The organism is Cetobacterium sp. 2A, from assembly GCF_014250685.1.
Taxonomy (GTDB): Bacteria; Fusobacteriota; Fusobacteriia; order Fusobacteriales; family Fusobacteriaceae; genus Cetobacterium.
The window spans coordinates 116956-136102 of record NZ_JACFAJ010000010.1 but is presented as its reverse complement, the minus strand read 5'-3'; the positions used below and the strand labels follow the sequence as shown (position 1 = coordinate 136102).

Annotated in this window: 18 protein-coding genes; all 18 read right to left on the bottom strand. The window is 25.3% G+C overall.

What is annotated here, in order from left to right; translation table 11 throughout:
• Positions 1 to 4: 4 nt before the first annotated feature.
• The 18 genes from H3N56_RS11545 to H3N56_RS11460 all read right to left on the bottom strand — a co-directional run bounded on the left by H3N56_RS11545 (position 5) and on the right by H3N56_RS11460 (position 18332).
• The gene (locus tag H3N56_RS11545) at positions 5 to 973 is read right to left on the bottom strand and encodes a hypothetical protein (protein WP_185881345.1); all 969 of its coding nucleotides are present in this window, start codon (positions 971 to 973) and stop codon (positions 5 to 7) included.
• Positions 966 to 1214: a hypothetical protein gene (locus H3N56_RS11540; protein ID WP_185881344.1), complete on the bottom strand. Its 249-nt coding sequence runs from the start codon at positions 1212 to 1214 to the stop codon at positions 966 to 968. Before H3N56_RS11540 ends, H3N56_RS11545 begins: the two co-directional genes overlap by 8 nt.
• 2 nt (positions 1215 to 1216) lie before the next feature.
• Positions 1217 to 1918, bottom strand: coding sequence for a hypothetical protein (locus H3N56_RS11535; protein WP_185881343.1), 702 nt, complete (start codon positions 1916 to 1918; stop codon positions 1217 to 1219).
• Positions 1919 to 1930: 12 nt separating this feature from the next.
• On the bottom strand, positions 1931 to 3445 hold the full coding sequence (locus H3N56_RS11530) for a contractile injection system protein, VgrG/Pvc8 family (protein WP_185881342.1): 1515 nt from the start codon (positions 3443 to 3445) through the stop codon (positions 1931 to 1933).
• A gap of 61 nt (positions 3446 to 3506) precedes the next feature.
• A complete protein-coding gene (locus H3N56_RS11525; RefSeq protein WP_185881341.1) occupies positions 3507 to 4079 on the bottom strand; it encodes a hypothetical protein in 573 nt (190 codons plus the stop codon).
• Positions 4079 to 5092, bottom strand: a complete 1014-nt coding sequence (locus H3N56_RS11520; RefSeq protein WP_185881340.1) for a hypothetical protein — start codon at positions 5090 to 5092, stop codon at positions 4079 to 4081. The genes H3N56_RS11525 and H3N56_RS11520 overlap by 1 nt, the downstream gene beginning before the upstream one ends.
• A 9-nt stretch (positions 5093 to 5101) precedes the next feature.
• Entirely contained in the window at positions 5102 to 5797 is a 696-nt protein-coding gene (locus tag H3N56_RS11515) for a hypothetical protein (RefSeq protein WP_185881339.1), read from the bottom strand.
• Entirely contained in the window at positions 5794 to 7044 is a 1251-nt protein-coding gene (locus H3N56_RS11510; protein WP_185881338.1) for a hypothetical protein, read from the bottom strand. Before H3N56_RS11510 ends, H3N56_RS11515 begins: the two co-directional genes overlap by 4 nt.
• Before the next feature lie 12 nt (positions 7045 to 7056).
• Entirely contained in the window at positions 7057 to 9639 is a 2583-nt protein-coding gene (locus H3N56_RS11505) for a hypothetical protein (RefSeq protein ID WP_185881337.1), read from the bottom strand.
• Positions 9636 to 10265, bottom strand: a complete 630-nt coding sequence (locus H3N56_RS11500; protein ID WP_185881336.1) for a hypothetical protein — start codon at positions 10263 to 10265, stop codon at positions 9636 to 9638. The genes H3N56_RS11505 and H3N56_RS11500 overlap by 4 nt, the downstream gene beginning before the upstream one ends.
• Positions 10244 to 10936 (bottom strand): protein kinase family protein, encoded by a 693-nt coding sequence (locus H3N56_RS11495; protein ID WP_185881335.1) that lies wholly within the window; start codon positions 10934 to 10936, stop codon positions 10244 to 10246. Before H3N56_RS11495 ends, H3N56_RS11500 begins: the two co-directional genes overlap by 22 nt.
• On the bottom strand, positions 10918 to 13170 hold the full coding sequence (locus tag H3N56_RS11490; protein ID WP_185881334.1) for a hypothetical protein: 2253 nt from the start codon (positions 13168 to 13170) through the stop codon (positions 10918 to 10920). The genes H3N56_RS11495 and H3N56_RS11490 overlap by 19 nt, the downstream gene beginning before the upstream one ends.
• A gap of 58 nt (positions 13171 to 13228) precedes the next feature.
• Entirely contained in the window at positions 13229 to 13747 is a 519-nt protein-coding gene (locus H3N56_RS11485; RefSeq protein ID WP_185881333.1) for an FHA domain-containing protein, read from the bottom strand.
• Positions 13748 to 13765: 18 nt separating this feature from the next.
• Complete coding sequence (locus H3N56_RS11480; protein WP_185881332.1) at positions 13766 to 14434, bottom strand: FHA domain-containing protein; 669 nt, start codon at positions 14432 to 14434, stop codon at positions 13766 to 13768.
• On the bottom strand, positions 14431 to 14853 hold the full coding sequence (locus H3N56_RS11475; RefSeq protein ID WP_185881331.1) for a J domain-containing protein: 423 nt from the start codon (positions 14851 to 14853) through the stop codon (positions 14431 to 14433). Before H3N56_RS11475 ends, H3N56_RS11480 begins: the two co-directional genes overlap by 4 nt.
• The gene (locus H3N56_RS11470) at positions 14853 to 15605 is read right to left on the bottom strand and encodes a hypothetical protein (protein WP_185881330.1); all 753 of its coding nucleotides are present in this window, start codon (positions 15603 to 15605) and stop codon (positions 14853 to 14855) included. Before H3N56_RS11470 ends, H3N56_RS11475 begins: the two co-directional genes overlap by 1 nt.
• A 99-nt stretch (positions 15606 to 15704) precedes the next feature.
• On the bottom strand, positions 15705 to 16142 hold the full coding sequence (locus tag H3N56_RS11465; RefSeq protein ID WP_185881329.1) for a membrane-associated protease 1: 438 nt from the start codon (positions 16140 to 16142) through the stop codon (positions 15705 to 15707).
• 30 nt (positions 16143 to 16172) lie between these two features.
• A complete protein-coding gene (locus H3N56_RS11460) occupies positions 16173 to 18332 on the bottom strand; it encodes a transcriptional regulator (RefSeq protein ID WP_370521079.1) in 2160 nt (719 codons plus the stop codon).
• Positions 18333 to 19147: the final 815 nt, after the last annotated feature.

The following is a 19147-nucleotide window of genomic DNA, read 5'->3' as shown; positions in this document are numbered from 1 at the left end:
ACCCTTACCATTTCCTATAGTCTAAACCCGTAAATTTGACATCTTCCAATTTATCATATTCTTTTTTCCCATCAAAAATTTCATCCACTAAATCTTGTCTAAAAAAATTGCCAACAAACTTGGGACTTGCTATTTTAGTTGATAGCATTACTCCTGATATTCTTTTAAAATCACTACTTCTATTAAATGAATTTAATTTTTCATTTTTCTTAACTTGAGTCATTAATTCAAATTCTTTATTTGCCAAAGATAATTGTTTATTTAATAATGCTTTACTTTGATTAAAATTTAACTCTTTATGACTTTCTCCTTGCAAAAAGCGTTGTTTTGCATTTGGTAATAACATTCTTTCATCGATTATTGCTATATAAATATCCACATAATCAAACATATTTTCAGCCTTTAAATATTGAATAAATTCGTAAATTTGTTTACGATAGTATTCCCTATCAGATTCACTTTCCACCCTTCCGAATATATAGATTCCTCCTGACAAAGGACTATACTTTCCTTCGGGATAATTATCATATACTTGTTTTCTTCTGTTCATTTCTTCTTTGAAATTCCATTTCTCATAATATCCTTCTGGTTCTATTGCTACTAAGATGTTTTCTCCAAATAACTCCCTTAATTTTGGTTTGAAATACTCTTCTGCACCTTCTTTCAAATAAACAGTTCCAAATCCATCTCCAGTTTTTCCATCTGTTTTAATAAAAGCATAATCCTCATAGAAATTATCATATTCTTTTGGTGTTCCCTTGTATCTTAGTGGTTTTACCAATATTCTTAAATCATCATTTTGACCTCTTCCTCCAAATGGTGAACTCATATAAAACTTTTCACCATATTCTTTTTCCATATGATTTAAAATTTTATTAACTTTATCTTGACGTTTTTCTTCATCACTCTTAAAACATCCTGTTACTATAAATAAACTTAAAATAATTATTATAATATTCCTTAACTTAAGCATCTTTTACCTCTTTTTCTTTTAAGTATTTCAATGTAAAATCTACTATTCTATTTTCTTTTCTTAATTTTTCAAACATTTTATTTGGTTGTTGTTTCTTTTCTTGAGAAAAAGGTTTCAATTTTTTTAGTAGCTTATAATGGGGTGTATATTGTAAGTTTGGATTATCTGTACTTATTTCTTTATTAACTTTTACGGATAATTTATGCTTCATTTGGTAGGTAAATTCTATTATGTCTAACATCCTTACCCCTTTATCTCTAATTTATAAAGCTTTTCAATATAGTCATTTGTGGATAATCTTATTTCTAAATTACCTTCTCTTAAGATCTCTTTTTCATACATCATTTTTCCAAGCAAAGTAATTTTCATTTCAAACAATTTATCTGGAGCAATTTGTAAAGTATCTCTCATTTCTTTTTTCAATGCCACAAAATTAAATGTTGATGGAATTTCACCTTTTACATTAACAATTCTTACATCCTTATATTCCTCTACGTCTTTTGATATATTAAATTGAAGTTCTTCAAAATCTAAAAGATTGTAAAATATAATTTCCTTAAGATTATCTTTTGAATTCAAAAGACATTTTAAATATGGTAAAAATAAACTATTATTTAATATATATTCTAGATTATCTTCGCTTCTATAATATTTATTTAAATTAACAACGATATCGTTTAATTCACTATTATTACATAATAAAAATTTTGTATATACTTGTTCCCATTTTCCCAAAATCTCATCTATATTAGTAATTTTATTATTGTTTAGATCATATCCTATTTTAGAAAAAACTTCTTCTATTTCAGGATATATTCCTTTCTCGATTTTAGAATATTCTACTTCCAATATTTCTGCATTCAATCTATATTTAAAATCATAATTTATAATATTTTCTAATTTTGCTTCTCCACTCTTTTTTGTTTCATATTCTCTTAATCGCATTTACTTCACCTCTTAGCTTGATTTTAAATCACCTTTAATAGTTACAGTTGGAAACTCTAAAGTATTTGTACTTCCTTTTGATTTAATTACATCTCCTATTTCTGTTTTAGTTTTATGATTAATATTCATCTCTTTAGATGAAACTCTTAAATTTTCCTTAGATAATAACTCTAATATCTTATCGCTACTTATAGTTATTATATTTTGAGATGACATATCTATCATTTCCTTGTTTCTTATTACAGTTTCAGTGTTATCTACACTTAAATAGTCGTTATTGATATAAAGATGAAAAATATTTTTATTTTTATCTTTTATACTAAAATTTCTCTCTGTTGGATTACTGAATCTGCCATTTCCGCTATTATTAACAGAGCCCATTACATAACTTTCTATTTCTTCTTCTGTTGGATAATAAATAGATACTCTATCATTTATCTCTGGAGTACAAAATAATCCTGTATTTGTTTGTGAATAGGGAGTCATATATGGAAAATTAAACCGTCCTTTCGTGTCCAAATATGCTTTCTTAGGCTTATATTTAAAGCCAGGCTTTACATCTGCTGTCTTTTTTAATCCTTCGCTTAAATTGACCGTCATTTTTGCGATTTCATCTTCTGAAAATACTTTTTCTACTCTTCCTTCAATCACTTTTCCTGCTATATTCTTGTTAGTTATATATGGATATTTATACGTTTCTTGAATCATTGATACTTTACTGCTAGTTATACTTTTTACTAGGTCTATTTCACCACTATGAATATTTAATCGAACTCTTTCTTCTTTTTCTAAATTAGTCCATAAAACTATTTCATCGCCACATAACAATAAATTTTGAGAATTAAATATATATCCGATATCACCATACTGATTTTTGCTAAGCTGCCATAAGTTATCTAAAACTGCAACTGACTTCTCTTGACTTGTTCCGTTATTCAAGCCAATCGCAATCCCTCTATTTGCTAAAGGATAAACTCCAAGCCCCGCATGAGAAGCAACTCTAATTATAAATTCCCAATCACTTTCATTGTATTGAATTATAGGTTTTTCTATTTTTATTGTCTTTAAAATATCATTGAATATAAATTTAATATTCTTATTTTCAGAAGTGATATCCTGCATTATCTCTAATAGTGTTAAATTTATATCTTGATATGCTCTAAATTTACTTTCTCTATCTAAAATTTTAGTTACTGACAAAGCTTCTATCTCTATTTTATGACCTTGTGAGCCATAGTGTCCTATATTAAATAGTTCTATTTGTCCAGTAAAAAACATAGTTTCCACCTCGTCCTTTAGAAGTTTAATTTCTATTTTAGGATATTTTTCATTTTTTAAAGCTAAATAAATATTTTGATTTTTATGATTTTCAAAAATTAAATTTAGCTTAGAATGTGTATTGGCTTCAAAACTTAGTTTTAAAGTATCTATTTCATAGTTATCTAAAATAGCATCCTCAATTTTTATAATAAAATTTGAACGATCGTATACATATTTAAATACATTAAATTGATTTTTTGTACTCAAAACTCACCCTCCTTATATCTAAAAGAAAATGCACTTTGAAAATATCAAAGTGCATTTTCTTTTAATTTTCTATTGTATCTTTATTTTCTGAATTTATTTTTTGCTTAAATATAATTGTAAACTCTCCATTCCCTTCATCAATACTACCTTTTTCTTCAAAAGAGTGAATAAACATATTTTCAAAATAAAAAATATCTGGAGAAATATTTTCTACTATTCTTTCTATCATAATATTTCTATGGTCGTTCATATTAAACGAATTACACCAATTTCTTAATCCTTTTAAGTTTTCTCTATTATTTTTTAAAATATCTTCTAAATTAATAACTTTTATTCCATTAAATTTATCAGATATTAATTTAGAAGTTTTTATAGATATTTCATTATTTTTTTCTTTCCAAGCTTCTTGAATATTTCCTAAATTTTTTACAAAATCTATTTTCTCTAATTGATCTTGTTGAATCTCTCCTATGATTTTTCCAGTTATCTGAACTTCTTTTCGAGAAAGTGTTTTAGCATTATCTCCAGGCTCTTTTGGTAAATATTTTATATCACATATTTTAATTTCATCTGAACTTAATACAATTTTTTCATTATTTATATTTTCATCAAGAACATATAATCTAAATCTCATTAATTCCCTCCATAAAATTCTTTTATGTCTAAAGTTTTACTCCAATTAAGATCACTCAAAGCCAATATGGATGTTGAAACTTTTTTTATATCATAAAGCCATTTTTCACTTCCATAGCATAAGTTATTACAGAGTTGATTATTCCAGAGCCTGTTATACCAGGTTTGATTAGCCAAAGAGTATTCTACTATATTATTTTCCTCTACAAACCTTCTCATAACCTCTTTCTTTAATATAGTTATATTTATACTCTCTATGGGTATTCTTTTAAAAACTAACTCAGATAAATTTTTGATACTAACAGTAGCTCTTATTTTATTATCAAAAAATTTTAGCTCTTGAATATAGTCAAATATAAAGAGGACCTCTTTATATTTGTATTTTTTTTGAATTTTAACTATGCTAATATTTTTTTCTAAACTCTCAAAAAGCATCAAATTTTCAATTAAAATTATATATGCTCTAGCTTGCTCCTTGGACACTACCATTTTTATAGAGTCTAAAAACTCAAAACATTTATTTAATAATATTTTACTTGTTTTCTCTAATTCTAGATTGAAATCTAGTGATAATCTAATTAGATTTTTATTTTGTTTTTCAAACAGTTTAACTTCCCCAAAACGTTTATCTAAAATATATAAGATTTTAAGGCATTCTATTATTATTAAATGATATTTATTTCCATAACATGGTGAGTTCACTCTTATAATTTCTCTTTCATATAAATTAAGTTTTAAACTCTTGGAGTAATTATAATAACCTCTATTTAACTCAGTGTTAGCTTTTTTTAATATTTTTTCAAGTCTCTCTTTTTTTATATATCTTAAAGGTATTATTTCTAAGATATCATGTTTGAAATTTGGATATAAATTGTTAGAAGTTATATTATCTATATCTTCTAGTAATCTGTTAACTATAGTTGCCTGCTCATAATATTTTTTGTAAAAATCATTTTTCTCTTGAAAAAATTCTTTAGCTAAGATTTTTTCGAATAAGATTCTATCTATAACCATTTTTCTCCTTTAATATATTGATATTTCTCCAATTTTCATTGTTATTGGATATCCAATAACACCAAAATGAGTTTCCCAAAATATATCTATCTCTAGCCCAATTGGAAAAAATATTCTTTTTATTATTTTAATTTTTTTTCTGTTTTCTGATCTGGAATAATTAAGATATAAAATTAATTTTTTTTGTGATGAAATATTGTCATAAATAATCGAATCTGGAAATATTAACTTTATAATTTTTTTAAACGAATCTATCATATTTAGGTTATTATACATTTCATATAAAAGATCTGCTATCATGTGCTGTTCATATCCTTTAAATAATAAGATATTTTCTTTTAAATCATCTCCTAACTCTCCATTCTTTATACCTTTTAAAATTTCCTTTACATATATATCTTTCTTATTTTGCCCAACGTATAAGTCAACTTCTCCTAATATATGAAAATTAATATTAACAAATTTATCAATTAAGTTTTTATCACTTTGATAATTATCTGGAGTTAATATATCATGAACTTCTTTTGAAAACCTATAATATGGGTTTATCTCGATTTCTTCCTTATTTTTTAACTTATTAATAGAAACATCATTTAGCTCTAGATAAGGAGATATCTTTTCCGCTATTTTAAAAGTAACATTTTCGTCACTTATTTCATAATAACTAGTTAAAGGATACCAAATAAAAGAATAGTTTTTCTTCATATAAGTTCTCCTATACATTTATACTCTGGAAAATATATTTGTATTTCTGATATCACAAAACTTAGAATATCATTCGTAAACTCATCTTCTCTGAGATTTTTAAACTTTATCTTTAGAACCTTTTGATACCCTTTTAATCTAAATTCATCTAAAATAAAAGAATTTACTTCATAACCTATAAAATCTTCTTCCTTTTCTGTAACTACTGTAGTTACAAATGTAAAATATTTTCTGAATATAGGAAAACTATTTAAAATTCTTTCTAATTCACTAACTGTTCTAATTCTTAAGTCTTTTTCAAGTTTTAGTTTATTGATAAAATGAAGCTCCATTTTGTTATTAAAGCTTTTAAACTTTAATTTTATTAACTTTTCTTCTTCTACTTCTTGGATCTCCCATATTTTCCAAATAATATTTTTTTTATCTTCAGAAATTATCATAATTTGTTCTTGTCCAATTTTTTCAACCAAATATATATTACAATCTTCTATTGGACAAATATAAATGTTTCTATTTGAAGAAAAGTTTAAAATATTCTCTAGATGGATCCTATCTTTTGTGGGTCTAATTATCCCTTCTCCTAAAACCTCTTTGCCTTTAATATTCCAACATAATAAAATATCTTCATGCCAAATATCTTTAAAATCTTCCTTTTCTATCTCAATTTTTTCAGTTCCATCTAAAATGGATAATAATACTTCATCGTATTCCACTATTTCAAGAGTAAACATTTTTTTTAAATAAGGGTTCAACAATGTTTTCCATTTTAAATTATTTAAATTAAATATTTCATATAGCTTTTTCACTTTATCTTCGTATTTTGAATTGAATATTAATCTAAATTTTATTTGGAATACTTCCTCTTTTATGGTTATAAATCCTTTTAATATTTTTCCATGATATTGGCTTATCTTGTTTGAAGGAATGCTTAAGTAAATATCTTTGTATTTTTTTTCATTCATTGATAATATATCATTTAAAGAACTTTCATCATTTTTAATCATCGGAAAAAATTTATCTTCATACAAGTAATACTCGTCTTTGGAAATTAAAGCTACGAATATATCTATCTTTTCTTTAGTTTCACCCACAGTTTCTAAAATTCGCTTTTCAAAGCTAGTAATCTTTTTATCAATTCCTGACGTTACTTTCATAAAACTACTTAATATTGCTGTTCTGAATTCTTCTCTTTCATCTTTACTTAAATTTTTTAAATCATTTTCTATAATTTTTAAAATATGTTGCATATTTTACCTCTCTTAATGTTTTCCATCAAAAAAGCTTATCATTGTGATATCTTCTTCAAATGAAAAGTATTCAGATTTTCCCATATATAATTGATTTTCTTCTCTTTTAACTCCAGCTATATAAAATCCCCAAAAATTAGAGTCTGTGAAAATAAAAAACTTAGTTTCACCATTGTAAATATCATCTAATGTTTCTTGAGAGAAATGATTATTTAAATTTTTTATAACTTCACCTTCATCAAGTTCCTTATAATCGTAAGGTTTATTGATATATGTATAATTTTTCTTTAATTCTTGCTCTTTATTTTTTAAATATAATGGTAAAATCTCAGTTGTTGAAATTTTTTTTATAAATCCACAATTTTTACCAGCTTGTCCACCAATTCGTATAAGTTCAACTTCCTCTCCAGTATATTTAGTTCCGCATAGAGAATAAGGTACAATTGGAATATCATTTTTTATACTCACTCTTATATTTCCCATTTTACTAGAATTTAAATACCTTAGAGCTCCATCTAAACAACTTATTTTTAACTGCTCCTCGTCTTCTTCAACATTTCTCCTGAAATCAATCATTTTTCCTGGAACAAATTCTTTTAAAATTTCATTAAAGAGATTTACTTTACATGACTGTCCACTTAATTTTATTAAAGAATATTCAAAAAGTTTATTGCTCTCATAATATTGGGTTAAAAATCTTCTAAATATCTCATATATATCTGCTTTTATAAGTTTTAAAATTTCCGATTTTGTTATTACAATATTAGGAAAAGAGGTATGTGTTTTAAATTCTCCTCTTTCTAAGGTATACAAAATCCAGTTATTTATATATGTTATTGAAAGATCTTCACTAGAGTGATATAGGTTGTCAAATCTTGTTCTAACTATAGAAGTTCTTTTAAATAGCTCTTTTTTTAGTAGCTCCGCAGATTCCCATAAAAAGAAAAAGTTATTTTTTACCTTTCCGTACTCATCTGCAGCTTTATTTTCAAAATCTTTAAATTTTGTAGGAATTATTTTTTCAGCTTTTTCATACTCAAAATCTAAAATTTCATATATTACTTTTAAGCCTTTTTCATCAACTTCTCTATAAATTAAATCGTTAGCAAATGGAATTAAATTATTTATATTTAAGTCTTTCTTATTTATATAATATTGAGCTAATATGATTTTTAAATATTGCATTATTCTATATGTAACGTTATTTCCACCAAAACTCTCTTCGCTATTTTCAAAAGTTGTTTTAATATCAACGTCATAATAAATATCTTCTGAGCTTATCTTAAATAAGCATGAAGCTAAATCTGTGGTTCCACCACCACAATCAATTATAAGAGCCTTATACTGCGTATTTTGTTCAAATTTGCCATTCAACATTATTTTATCGATAGAGTTATACAGAACCGCTACTCCTTCATCTAAAGCGTTATCAGCGATTATACTGTAATCTGGTAAAATCTCTTGAAACATCCTTAAAAATTCAACTTTCAATTTAACTGGAGTTGTTATATGAATTTTTTTAAATTTACATTTAAATAACGCTTCGGATCTATAAACAATATAATCAATGTATGCCTTTATAATAACTTTTCTAGGAACATACCTTACATCTCCATTCTCGTCTACTACTCTTTCATTCTCATTAAGAGTTTTAACCCAGTTTTTTATTCCATAAAAAACGCTTCCTTTTAAACTGTAGTTGTTGTTTTTTAATAGTTCTGCTACTTCATAACCAAATTTAAACTCGATATCATTCTCATTAAAACAATTTTTTATATATACAACTGTAGGAATAACGTTAGATTGCTCTTCTTTTCCTTTAGGAAATTTAACGTAATTAATTCTATCTAAACTTAAAGTTCCATTTAATATTTTATGTTGAGGTAGATTTTTAACATAATACCTATCTAAATAAACTCCAGCTGTAGTGTTGGCTGTTCCAAAATCTATACATAAAGTTGTATCCGTTTTCTCCATATCAATATATAAAAAATTATCTAATGGAACATGATAGTAATTCATAGATGAGGGTAATAATATACCTAAATTACTTTTATAATATGATTCGAATAAGAATTTTTCATCTGTTCTATTAAAAAATATCAATGAATAATTCTGATTTGTTAAATTATTTAATCTAAAGAACTCCTTTGTCCCCTTTAAAAGATAGGTATTTCTTCCATCTAAACAAGGTTCTAATTGAAAAATTCCGCAAACATAACTTTTCCCATTTATTAAAAAAGCATTATTATTGGATAAATGTTCAGGTATTGAAATTTTATAATCATCCTCTATAGTTAACGGCATATCTTTATAAATAACTATTTGATGAGGAACCTTTATTTCATTAGCAGTACTTAATTTAAAACCTAATTTAGAATCAAAAAGTTCCTGCAAAGCTTCTAGCCCGAAATCTTTAGATGTGTCTATCGAATAAACTTTTTCTCTACTTCGATATTTTAAAATAATCTGTGTTAACTCTTCTCTATTTAAATTTTCCTTAAATCCCTCTACTAATCTTTCATCTACACATATTTTATATAAATCATAATACGTTTTTCTTTTAAGTTCATCATTCGTATAATAATGTTTCATAACTCTCTCCCTATTTTTATTTCACTAGTTCCCAGATCCACTAATATATATTCATTATCAGATTTTCCAATAATTCTCTTCAGCGATTTTTCTAATATTTCATAATCATAGATTAGTGCATATTTCCCATTTATATTAATTTCTAAATTTTCATTTCCAAATATTTTAAGACTTCCTATCCAAGGAACTTCACTTAAAAAGTCTAATACATTAATTTCATCAGATAGTTCATACTTAGAAATTAATGCTAATATATTTGAATAGCATTTATAATCTTCTTCTGTATCGAATTTTAAGTTTTTAAAATAAGGAAATCCTATTAAAATTAGATAATTGTATAAAAAATTAGCTACTTTTATGTTTTTAGGATATCTTAATACAATATCTTTATATGTTATTTCTAAAACCTCAAATATAGAATTATATTTGAGGTTTAAACTATTGAATAAAACATTTCTCCCATTTATTGTTTCTATTTTTTTATCTTCTAAAATATTTATTTTTTCTTGATAAAATGGGTATAAGAAATTGCTATTTATACTTATATTTTTTAAATCTGATTTAAAACTCACTTTTACTTCTTCATTCTTTTTTATTTTATTTATTAAATTTCTAAATAATCCCATAAATCTAATATCTCCTCTGGTTGGTATAACTTTTTTTCCAATCCTTTCCTTATGAAATTTTCTAATTTTAGAGGTAACTTTTCAAAATTCACTTCTCTATCTCCTCTTAAAAGATATAAAAAAACTCTAAAAAGACAATAGTAATCTATTTTTTCATCTTTTATTTTCACTAGACAATTATCCTTGTCACAAAAGCTCGGTGTATATTGTAAAATAGCTGTTTTTTGACCTATTTCCATAGTTGAACCAAAATCTATTAAAAATATATTATTTCTATCATAAATTATATTCTCTGGCTTAATATCTCCATGTATAACTCCATTTTCATGCAAATAAGATATTAAATTTAGAAGTTGGAGAAAAATATTTCGTATTTCTCTCCACTCTAGTTTATTTCCTACTCTTATCTCCTTCAAATTCTGACCAGAAAAAAATTCTAAGACAAGTACTCTTTTTTCTAAAATTTCTATCGCTTGAGGAATAAAATTATTTTTTAATTTTTTTAATTGAGTATATTCATTTACTAAAATTTTATTAAGAAAAAAAGTATCTGGAGTTGTCTTTATAATTACTTTATTTCCTTTTAAATTTAAAGCTTCATATACTTCAAATAGAGAATTAATTTGTATTTTTCTTAATATTTTATAATTCTTTAAAAGAATGGAATCCAATTAACCTCCCTCCAAGCTTTCTTTTCTTTTTCAGATATAACTTTTATATTTTCCTCATATTTAGTTGAAGAATAGAAATCATTATCTTTTACTTTTTCATATTCTTTTTTAGATTCAATAAATTTTACTTTTGAATCTTTATATTTTTTTTCTTTAAATAATTTATCTCCTTGAACTTCTAACTCCGTTGCTTTTAATAATGTTGTTGTGACATATTGTTTCCCTTCCAATTCTTTTTGTTGCAATTTATTGTTTGTATTTATTGAGATATTATATGCTTCACGATATTTTTCTTTAGCTAATTCATACTTTTTGTTATCTAGTAAAATATCTCCCTCTTTTTCAACTGAGTCAACTATCCCCTGATTATCTTTTAATAATTCTGAATTTTGTTGAGCTTTTTTTATTGTATCGAGAGCTTTTTCATATTTTCCTTCCTTTGAATAAACACGAGCATCTTTTAAATATAGATTTTTTTCATCTTTTAACATAAGCTTTAACTCATTTAAATATGAAATTTTTTCTGATAATTCCTCTTCTTTAGGAAAGTCTCCTAACTCCCCATATAAATTTTTAGATAATTCATAATAAGCTATAGCTCCATTTATATCTTTTGATTCACTTCTTAATCCATTTTTTTCAAATTCAAGAGCTTGTTTATATCTTTTTTCTCTTATTTGAGTTAATGTTTCTGCTTTACTTGTTACATCTGCAAGTAAATCTATTTTATTATATTTCAGAAATATAATTTTAGACTCTAAATAATTTCTAATCGCACCCTCTAATTGTCCATTATTTGTTAACTCATCTGCTTCTTTTTTTAATTCCATTCCTACCAATAATCCCTCACAAGCTATCATTTTTTCCCTTATTTCTTCTATCCATTTATTTTTATCTACAATATCGATAGTTTGAATTTGATTTAATAAAAGTTCTATTTCTTGATAGTTTTTCATAGCTTCATTAAATTTATTTTCTCTATAATTTATGTTAGCTGTGGTCTTTTGTTTTTCTAATTGTAAAACTAACTCTAAATCAGATATCTTTCTATCTAAATTTTCTACCTGATTGTCAACACTTCTATTTAAAATATCTGAAGAAAATATTTTGTTTTTAAATATTCCTGAACTTGGCATAATATAAAGATTCTTATATTTCTCTTTTGATTTCTTATAATTATCCAAAGCCTTGTAATATGATTTAGTTTCTAAATCACGATTTACTTTATTTTCTAATTTATATATTTCCTGATAAATAGTATCTCTTTCTGATTTTATTTGATAACCTTTAAATCCCAAGTATCCAATTAATAACAGAAATGGTAACACTAAAAATATTTCTGAACTTATTTTTTTAAAATCTCTTTTTCCTGGAGCTACTTTGTCTACAAATATACCAATCATAGAATAGTTATTTAATTTTCGAGTGTTGCTATTTTGAATTATTTTTTCTAATGATCCAATCCACTTTCCTACTCTTTGAGATTGAGAAAGAGATATTTCTATATCAACTTCATCTAAATGTTCCCAAGCTCCACTACTCATAAGAAGAAATTTATCTCCTTCTATTAATTTTATTTTTTTACTTATATATGGTTCAATTCCACCGTAAGTCCCTATATACTGTGTTAACTTATCTTTCTGATTATTAAAACGTATACTATCATAATCTAACTGCTTATTCTCATACATCAAATATGCTATATTACTGTCCTTTGTTTTTGTAGTTACAAGTTCATCTCTTAATAAAAGTCCCCTAGTATTTCCAATGCTTCCCATTATTATAGAGGTATAATCACTTAAAACTATCGTTAGAGATGCTCCTATTCCTAGTTTGGTTTTTTTACTTTGTTGTATTTTTTTTATCTGTTCATGTCCATCTTTTAAAAGATACTTTACATACCTCTTAGAAAATTTAGGTTTTTCTATAAACTTATGGATAATATATTCAATTACTTTTTTGCTTGCCTCTTCAGCCCCTTTTATATCGTCTATTCCATCCGCTATAAGCCAGCATGCATAATTATCTAGTTCTATATACCCTGTATAATCACTATTTATATTAGCATTCCCTATTCTGGATACTAACGAAGTAACAAACTTACTCTCTGCTTTTTTTCCCGCTATTTCATTTGCAGTTTCAACTTTTTCTTTAGATATTGGCATATCTATCTTTTTTACTAATGCTTTCCCTTGATTTATATTATTTTTTAAGATATTTAACTCTTGATTCATCATCATCTCCTCTTAACAAAAAAAGAATATATTTTGCATATATTCTTCCTCTTTTAAATTATTTTTCTATTTTCCAATCGAAATTCTCTCCACATAAAGCTACAAAAGTGAATTTTGAATTACCAATTTCTATTACATCAAAAGAATTTAATTGTCTTGGAGAATACACTGCTTCATTTTGAACATATACTATCCCAGTTCCTTCACCTGGTAACATCATAAAAACTCTTTGTTTGGGATTGTATGTTATAACTGCATGATTTTTTCTTGTTATACTATTATCTCCTGAAATACAAATATCCATTTCAGGGCCTCTTCCTATAAAATTCTTTTCTGTTTTTAATTTAAAATCTTTTCCTTTATCATAACCACTTATACACACTACCCAACCTACAACTGGCTCTACATCGAGCTCATTCGCCCAGTAAGCTACTGTTTTATCTTCATCATTTTGAATAATATCTATAGCTTCTTCTCTTACTTCAACATCTTCTAACCTTTCGCTATTACAATATGGACACTCTTTGTATCTTCCTGAATTATATACATGTCCATTTTCACATCTTTCTAATTTCATTACTTCTATCTCCTCTATCTATCTTATTAATAATGCTGTAGTCGCTATATAAAGAATATCTCCACTTTCCACTTTAACTGGTCCTGTCTTTACTTTTAATTTTCTGTTATCAGATAACTTTTGAATTCCAGTTCCATTAACAGAACCTAAGTCCTCTAAAAACCATCCATTATCTGTTTTATTAAGTATTGCATGATTTTTACTAATCAATGATGAATAAGAAGCTTCTGTCAAATCTATATCTACCCTAACCCTGGAAGATTTTCCTATTATTAATGAATTAGCTTTTCCAATACTCCAAGTTTTTACATCATACCCCTCTTCATTCTTTAAAATAATATGTGTTAATTGCTTTTTCTTTTCATAGCTTTTATCTTCTATACTCTGTAGCATCTTTGCGTCTCTTAATCCCTCACCTTTTTGGTACAAAATTACATCTTTTTTCAATCTATAATTTGATATCCATAAAACCAAATTAGTTATAATTAAAGCTACTGCTCCTACTATTGGTAAATCTTTAATTCTAAATCTGTATCCTAAATAATATACTCCCAAAGCTATAATTAGAATTAAACTTAATATATAAAACAAAATCCCATCATTTTCTGATTCTTGAGCCATTTTTAATTGTCTTTTATGGTGTTTTTTTAACTCTCTCTTTAACTTCCATGCTCTAAAAATATTCATTTTTTCATCCCCTTGATTCCAAAAAAACTTTTGAATTGATCATCCATTTCTTTTTTTAAATTCCCATCACTAGTTTTTTTTGAAGACTTTGGAGAAAAAAAACTTGAAAACATATCGTTTAAATCAGTTTTGTTAAAAAAGTCTTTATTTTTAGATGACGAATTTATATTCTGCTTATTATTTTCTTTTTTTTCCTTTAATAAAGTAAAATCGTATTCTTTTTTAAGAGTTTCATCTGACAGAACCTGATAAGCTTCATTTATTTGTGTAAAAATATTTTTTACCTCAGTTTGTTTATCTAATGTATCATTAGCATATTTATCTGGATGATATTTTTTAGCTAAGTTTCTATAGGATTTTTTTAAATCTTCCTTACTAACATACTTTCCTACTTCTAGTATTTCATAATATGTTTTCATTAATCCACCAACATCTTTCTTGTATTTTTTTCAATAATTTTCTCTTTCTTATTAAGATTCTCTGAACTTAGATACCTTTTTTCTAAAGCTGCATATATATCTAGATTGTTTGCCTCATATGAAATATTTAGATATTTTGATATAAATTCTTTTTCTTGATTAGAGTTTAAAATATACATACAAATAACTCGTTCATAACTATCTAATTTTTTATTTTCTAGCATATTTTTTGCATATAGTTTTAATAGTTTAGAACTTAAGCTAGTTCCACTTAATGTTGAATTTTTTAAATTTATAAGATTAAGAGTATTATATTCTTTATCAATTCCAATTATTTGAAGAGCTTCTTTTAAATCAGCTCCTTCTCTTCTTGAAACTCTAAAAAGTTCAAATCCATCTCCTAATTTTTCTTCATCTTTCAGTACTTTAAATTCAAAATTTAGCTCTAAAAATTTATCTTTTAGAGTTTTATCTATCTTTTGTAAAAAACACTTATATTCTCCATCTTCCAATGGAATATTTAATTCCTTTCCAGTTAAGATTTTATATAAATCTCCATTATATTTAATTAAACCTGGATTGAGTATAATTTTGTTATCTCTTACCTCTGGATCTATTCCATAAATGACTCCTTCACTTTTGGAAAAATATAATGTATTTACATAGTCCAAATTTAAATTTTTTAATTCATCTAACATTTCTTTATCTAAAATCTTCCCTTTTTCAAAAATAGGCACTCTATTTCTTTCCATAAATTCTCCCACTTTATTTAAATATGTATTAGATAAATTAAAATTATAATTTATCTAATACATAGCTGGATATTAATATATCCAGCTACTATTCTATAATTAATCTTTTGTAGCTTCGTATCCACCTTCTATTTTTGCATCTTCAGTTTTTTCTTTTTTCTGCTTTAAAACTGCTTTAAATTCTCCTACCCCACCTTTATCATTATAATCCTCTTCGTAATCAACAATAAATGCATTAGGCATCTCAATTTTTCTAACAACGACATCTCCAGAGATAACCTCTAATGATATTTCTCTATATGCATCAGCACTTTCAGCTGAAACCAATGACCAAATTGCAAACTTTTTAGTATCATCTGCTTCCTCTCCATTTACTGGAGTTATTATCTTTCCTTCTACCTCTAAGATTACTCCAACATCTGTTGCTCTTGCATCTGAATCATCAGGAGTATCCGACTTATACTTTACTTTTGTAATATTATCCACACCTAAATTAATCTCTTCATTTTTTCCTTTAATTTTTAATCTAAATCCCATTATTATCCTCTCCTTGCTTTATTGTTTATTTTATTTTTTAGTTATATCTAAAACTAAGTTTTTAACATCTCCATTGTAACTAATGTGTAAATGACAACTATTTCCATCTATTTCTATTGAAACGTCATCTCCTGGCTGTAAAATTCCATTAACAGCTTCTTGACCTTTTAACCATGTATTTTTCTGACTATCTGGTCTATTACTAAAGAAATCTTTAATTTTATCTTCTTTAAAATCTAAAGTTAAAAATCTTAACGCTCTTTCAATATAAGTCGTTGTTAAAGTTTTATATAAAGGTTCAAATACTCCGTCTTGATTTGTTGCTAAAGTTCTAGCTTTATATACAGTAATATTATTAATAGGATTTCCATTCAGCTGAACATTATCAGACGAGAAAACATATCCAAAATTATTTCTATTTATGCTATCTTTTGTTGCTATAGTATATCCACTAATTTCTTTAGATAGATTTGTTAATAGTTTTAAACTATTATCTTTATCCTCAATGTTAATTCTTACTCCTGGCTCCTTCGGTAATACTCTTTTGTATTTTTTTCTTAATATTTCTGGACATTGATATGCAGCTGTTAATCCTGCCGCTATATATGAACTTTCGATATATACTCCCTCAATCCAAAACTTTATTAAGTTATCTTTATCCTGTTCTGGTATATTTGATTCTTCTATCTTTAATTGATAATCCAATATTACGCTCGATTTCTCTTTAGGAATGACTGTAAAGTTTGGAATACACGGTACTATGAATTCTGAGAAATCTTTATATTGTAATTTTCTAGTTTTTTCAACATATTTTTCTACACCTGACATTGCCAAATTGTTGAATGTTGTTTCATCATTTGCATTAACGCTAAAAAATACTTGAATCTTATATTTAGAAACCAAATCCATTAAAACTTGTAGATTTTCTAAAGTATTTCCCTTATTAACTACAGTTTTATTAGTTCCCTTAAATCTTTCACGAATATTTTTAATATCAACTTGTGATTCTAATATTACATTTGGAACAATTCCAAACCAAGCTGTATTTTCAAAATCATTTTTATTATTTATTGTATTTAGATATAGAGATAATTTATTTTTATTATCACCCTTTAATAACATTTCTAACTTTAAATTAGTTATTAAAAGCGTTGGTTTCATCCCTTTCACTTCTTTATCGTACTGTTCAAAGAACATTTTTACCCCTAACATTTTCTCCATTAAAGGTTTTGCTACTTTTATAAAATCTTCTTGAGCTTCTTTGTAGAATTCTAAATAATAGTTATGATTTTTTACTTCTTGATCATAATTTGCTTCTTCTAATATCGTTGGCAACGGTGCAAATGTTCTAACAACTAACTTTTTAATATAATCATTCGGCTCTTCTGTTACTGCTTCATAATCCTCTTCAAAGTATTTAACTAATGCTCCTGAATTGGATGTGTCTGCTATGGATAAAGATTTTTGCTTTTTTTCTTTGTTTTCAATAATCTTTAGCTCCCCTTTATCATCCATACTCAATAAACCTAATTTTATTTCCTCTGATTTTTTATTACTATCTCCACCAGTTATCAAAATTCTTGCCTTTATATCTTCTATTGCTAAAGGTAACATCCCTAGAATATTGTTATAATTTTTACTAGCTTTATCAAAAGCTATATTTAATTTATCTGCATATTCTAACTTCGTAGGATCCTCTTCTTCTAAAGCTTCGTGCTTATCATATAAATACGCTATCTCTTTTCTTAACTGCTTTATATCATCCATTACTGATTTTGGAGATAACATGCTTAAAATATCATTGAAATTAAAATCAACATTTTTATCTCCCACAACTTTTTTAGTATCCATTAACGATGAAAGCATTTTAAAAAATGTATTTTCCATATTTAAAGGAATCTCTGTTATATGATCTTCTGGTATCCCTTCTGGCTTTTCTAAGCTATATCTTATCTTTTGACTTGCAGCATTAAAAAAACTATATATTTTAGGTTCAAATTTTGTCAAAAAATCATTAAAATTTGTTACTAAAAGTTCCTCATTAATCTCTTTTATTTTTTCATCACTTAAACTACTAATATCTTCACTACTTTCAACCAATGTTAATAAATCTAATTTTTCTGGATTTATTTCTTCAAAAAGAATTGTACGATTAGTTTGCTTAAAAAAATCTAAACTCAATTTTATCACCCCATATTTTTATTATTTTAAGTGTATATCCTGAAAAAAGAATCTGCAATAAATTTTCTACTCCTTTTATTTTTTTAATAACTAATGAAGATATATTTTTACCAGCTTTTATTCTGATATTTTTTATAGTAAAACAGTATACATCAAATAATTTTATTTATATTTATGGTTTTATTTCTTCAATATAATATTTGCATAAATAGAACTATAAACTACTTTTTACAACCTAATTATCTTATTATATTCCATACATACAAAGGGGGTTCCTCAACATTATAATATCTTTTCTATAACCTTCTAAATGAAACACTAAACGCATAAATCTGAATTATTGACCTTAGTCATTCCTTTAGCGTACATAGAAAAGATTCTGTCTTTAGTAGAAGAAAAATATTTAGTTTTTAATCCTATTCCTCCTTAAGAAGAATTACTTATCACTCTCCACTCACCTTGATTTTCTTTCTTAAATCTCCAATTATTTTTTTCTAGCAAAATATTTTGTAGATTTTAAATTATTAAGGTAATATATATATACATAAAATCATCTAAAGGAGTACCAATATGCGTAACATTATAATTATATTTTTATTACTTACTATTTATATACTAATCAAATACAATGATATTTATATATTAGATTCATTTGAAAAATTTTTTCATTCTTTTAATTCAGTTTATTTAGAAACTGAAAAATCTATTTTCAGGAAGCTTGGAATATAGAATCCCAGTGATAACATTCTATGAATTTATTATTTTAAAAAGTATTATGCATAATACTTTTTAAAATAATAATAACTATAAAGTATCTTTAATAT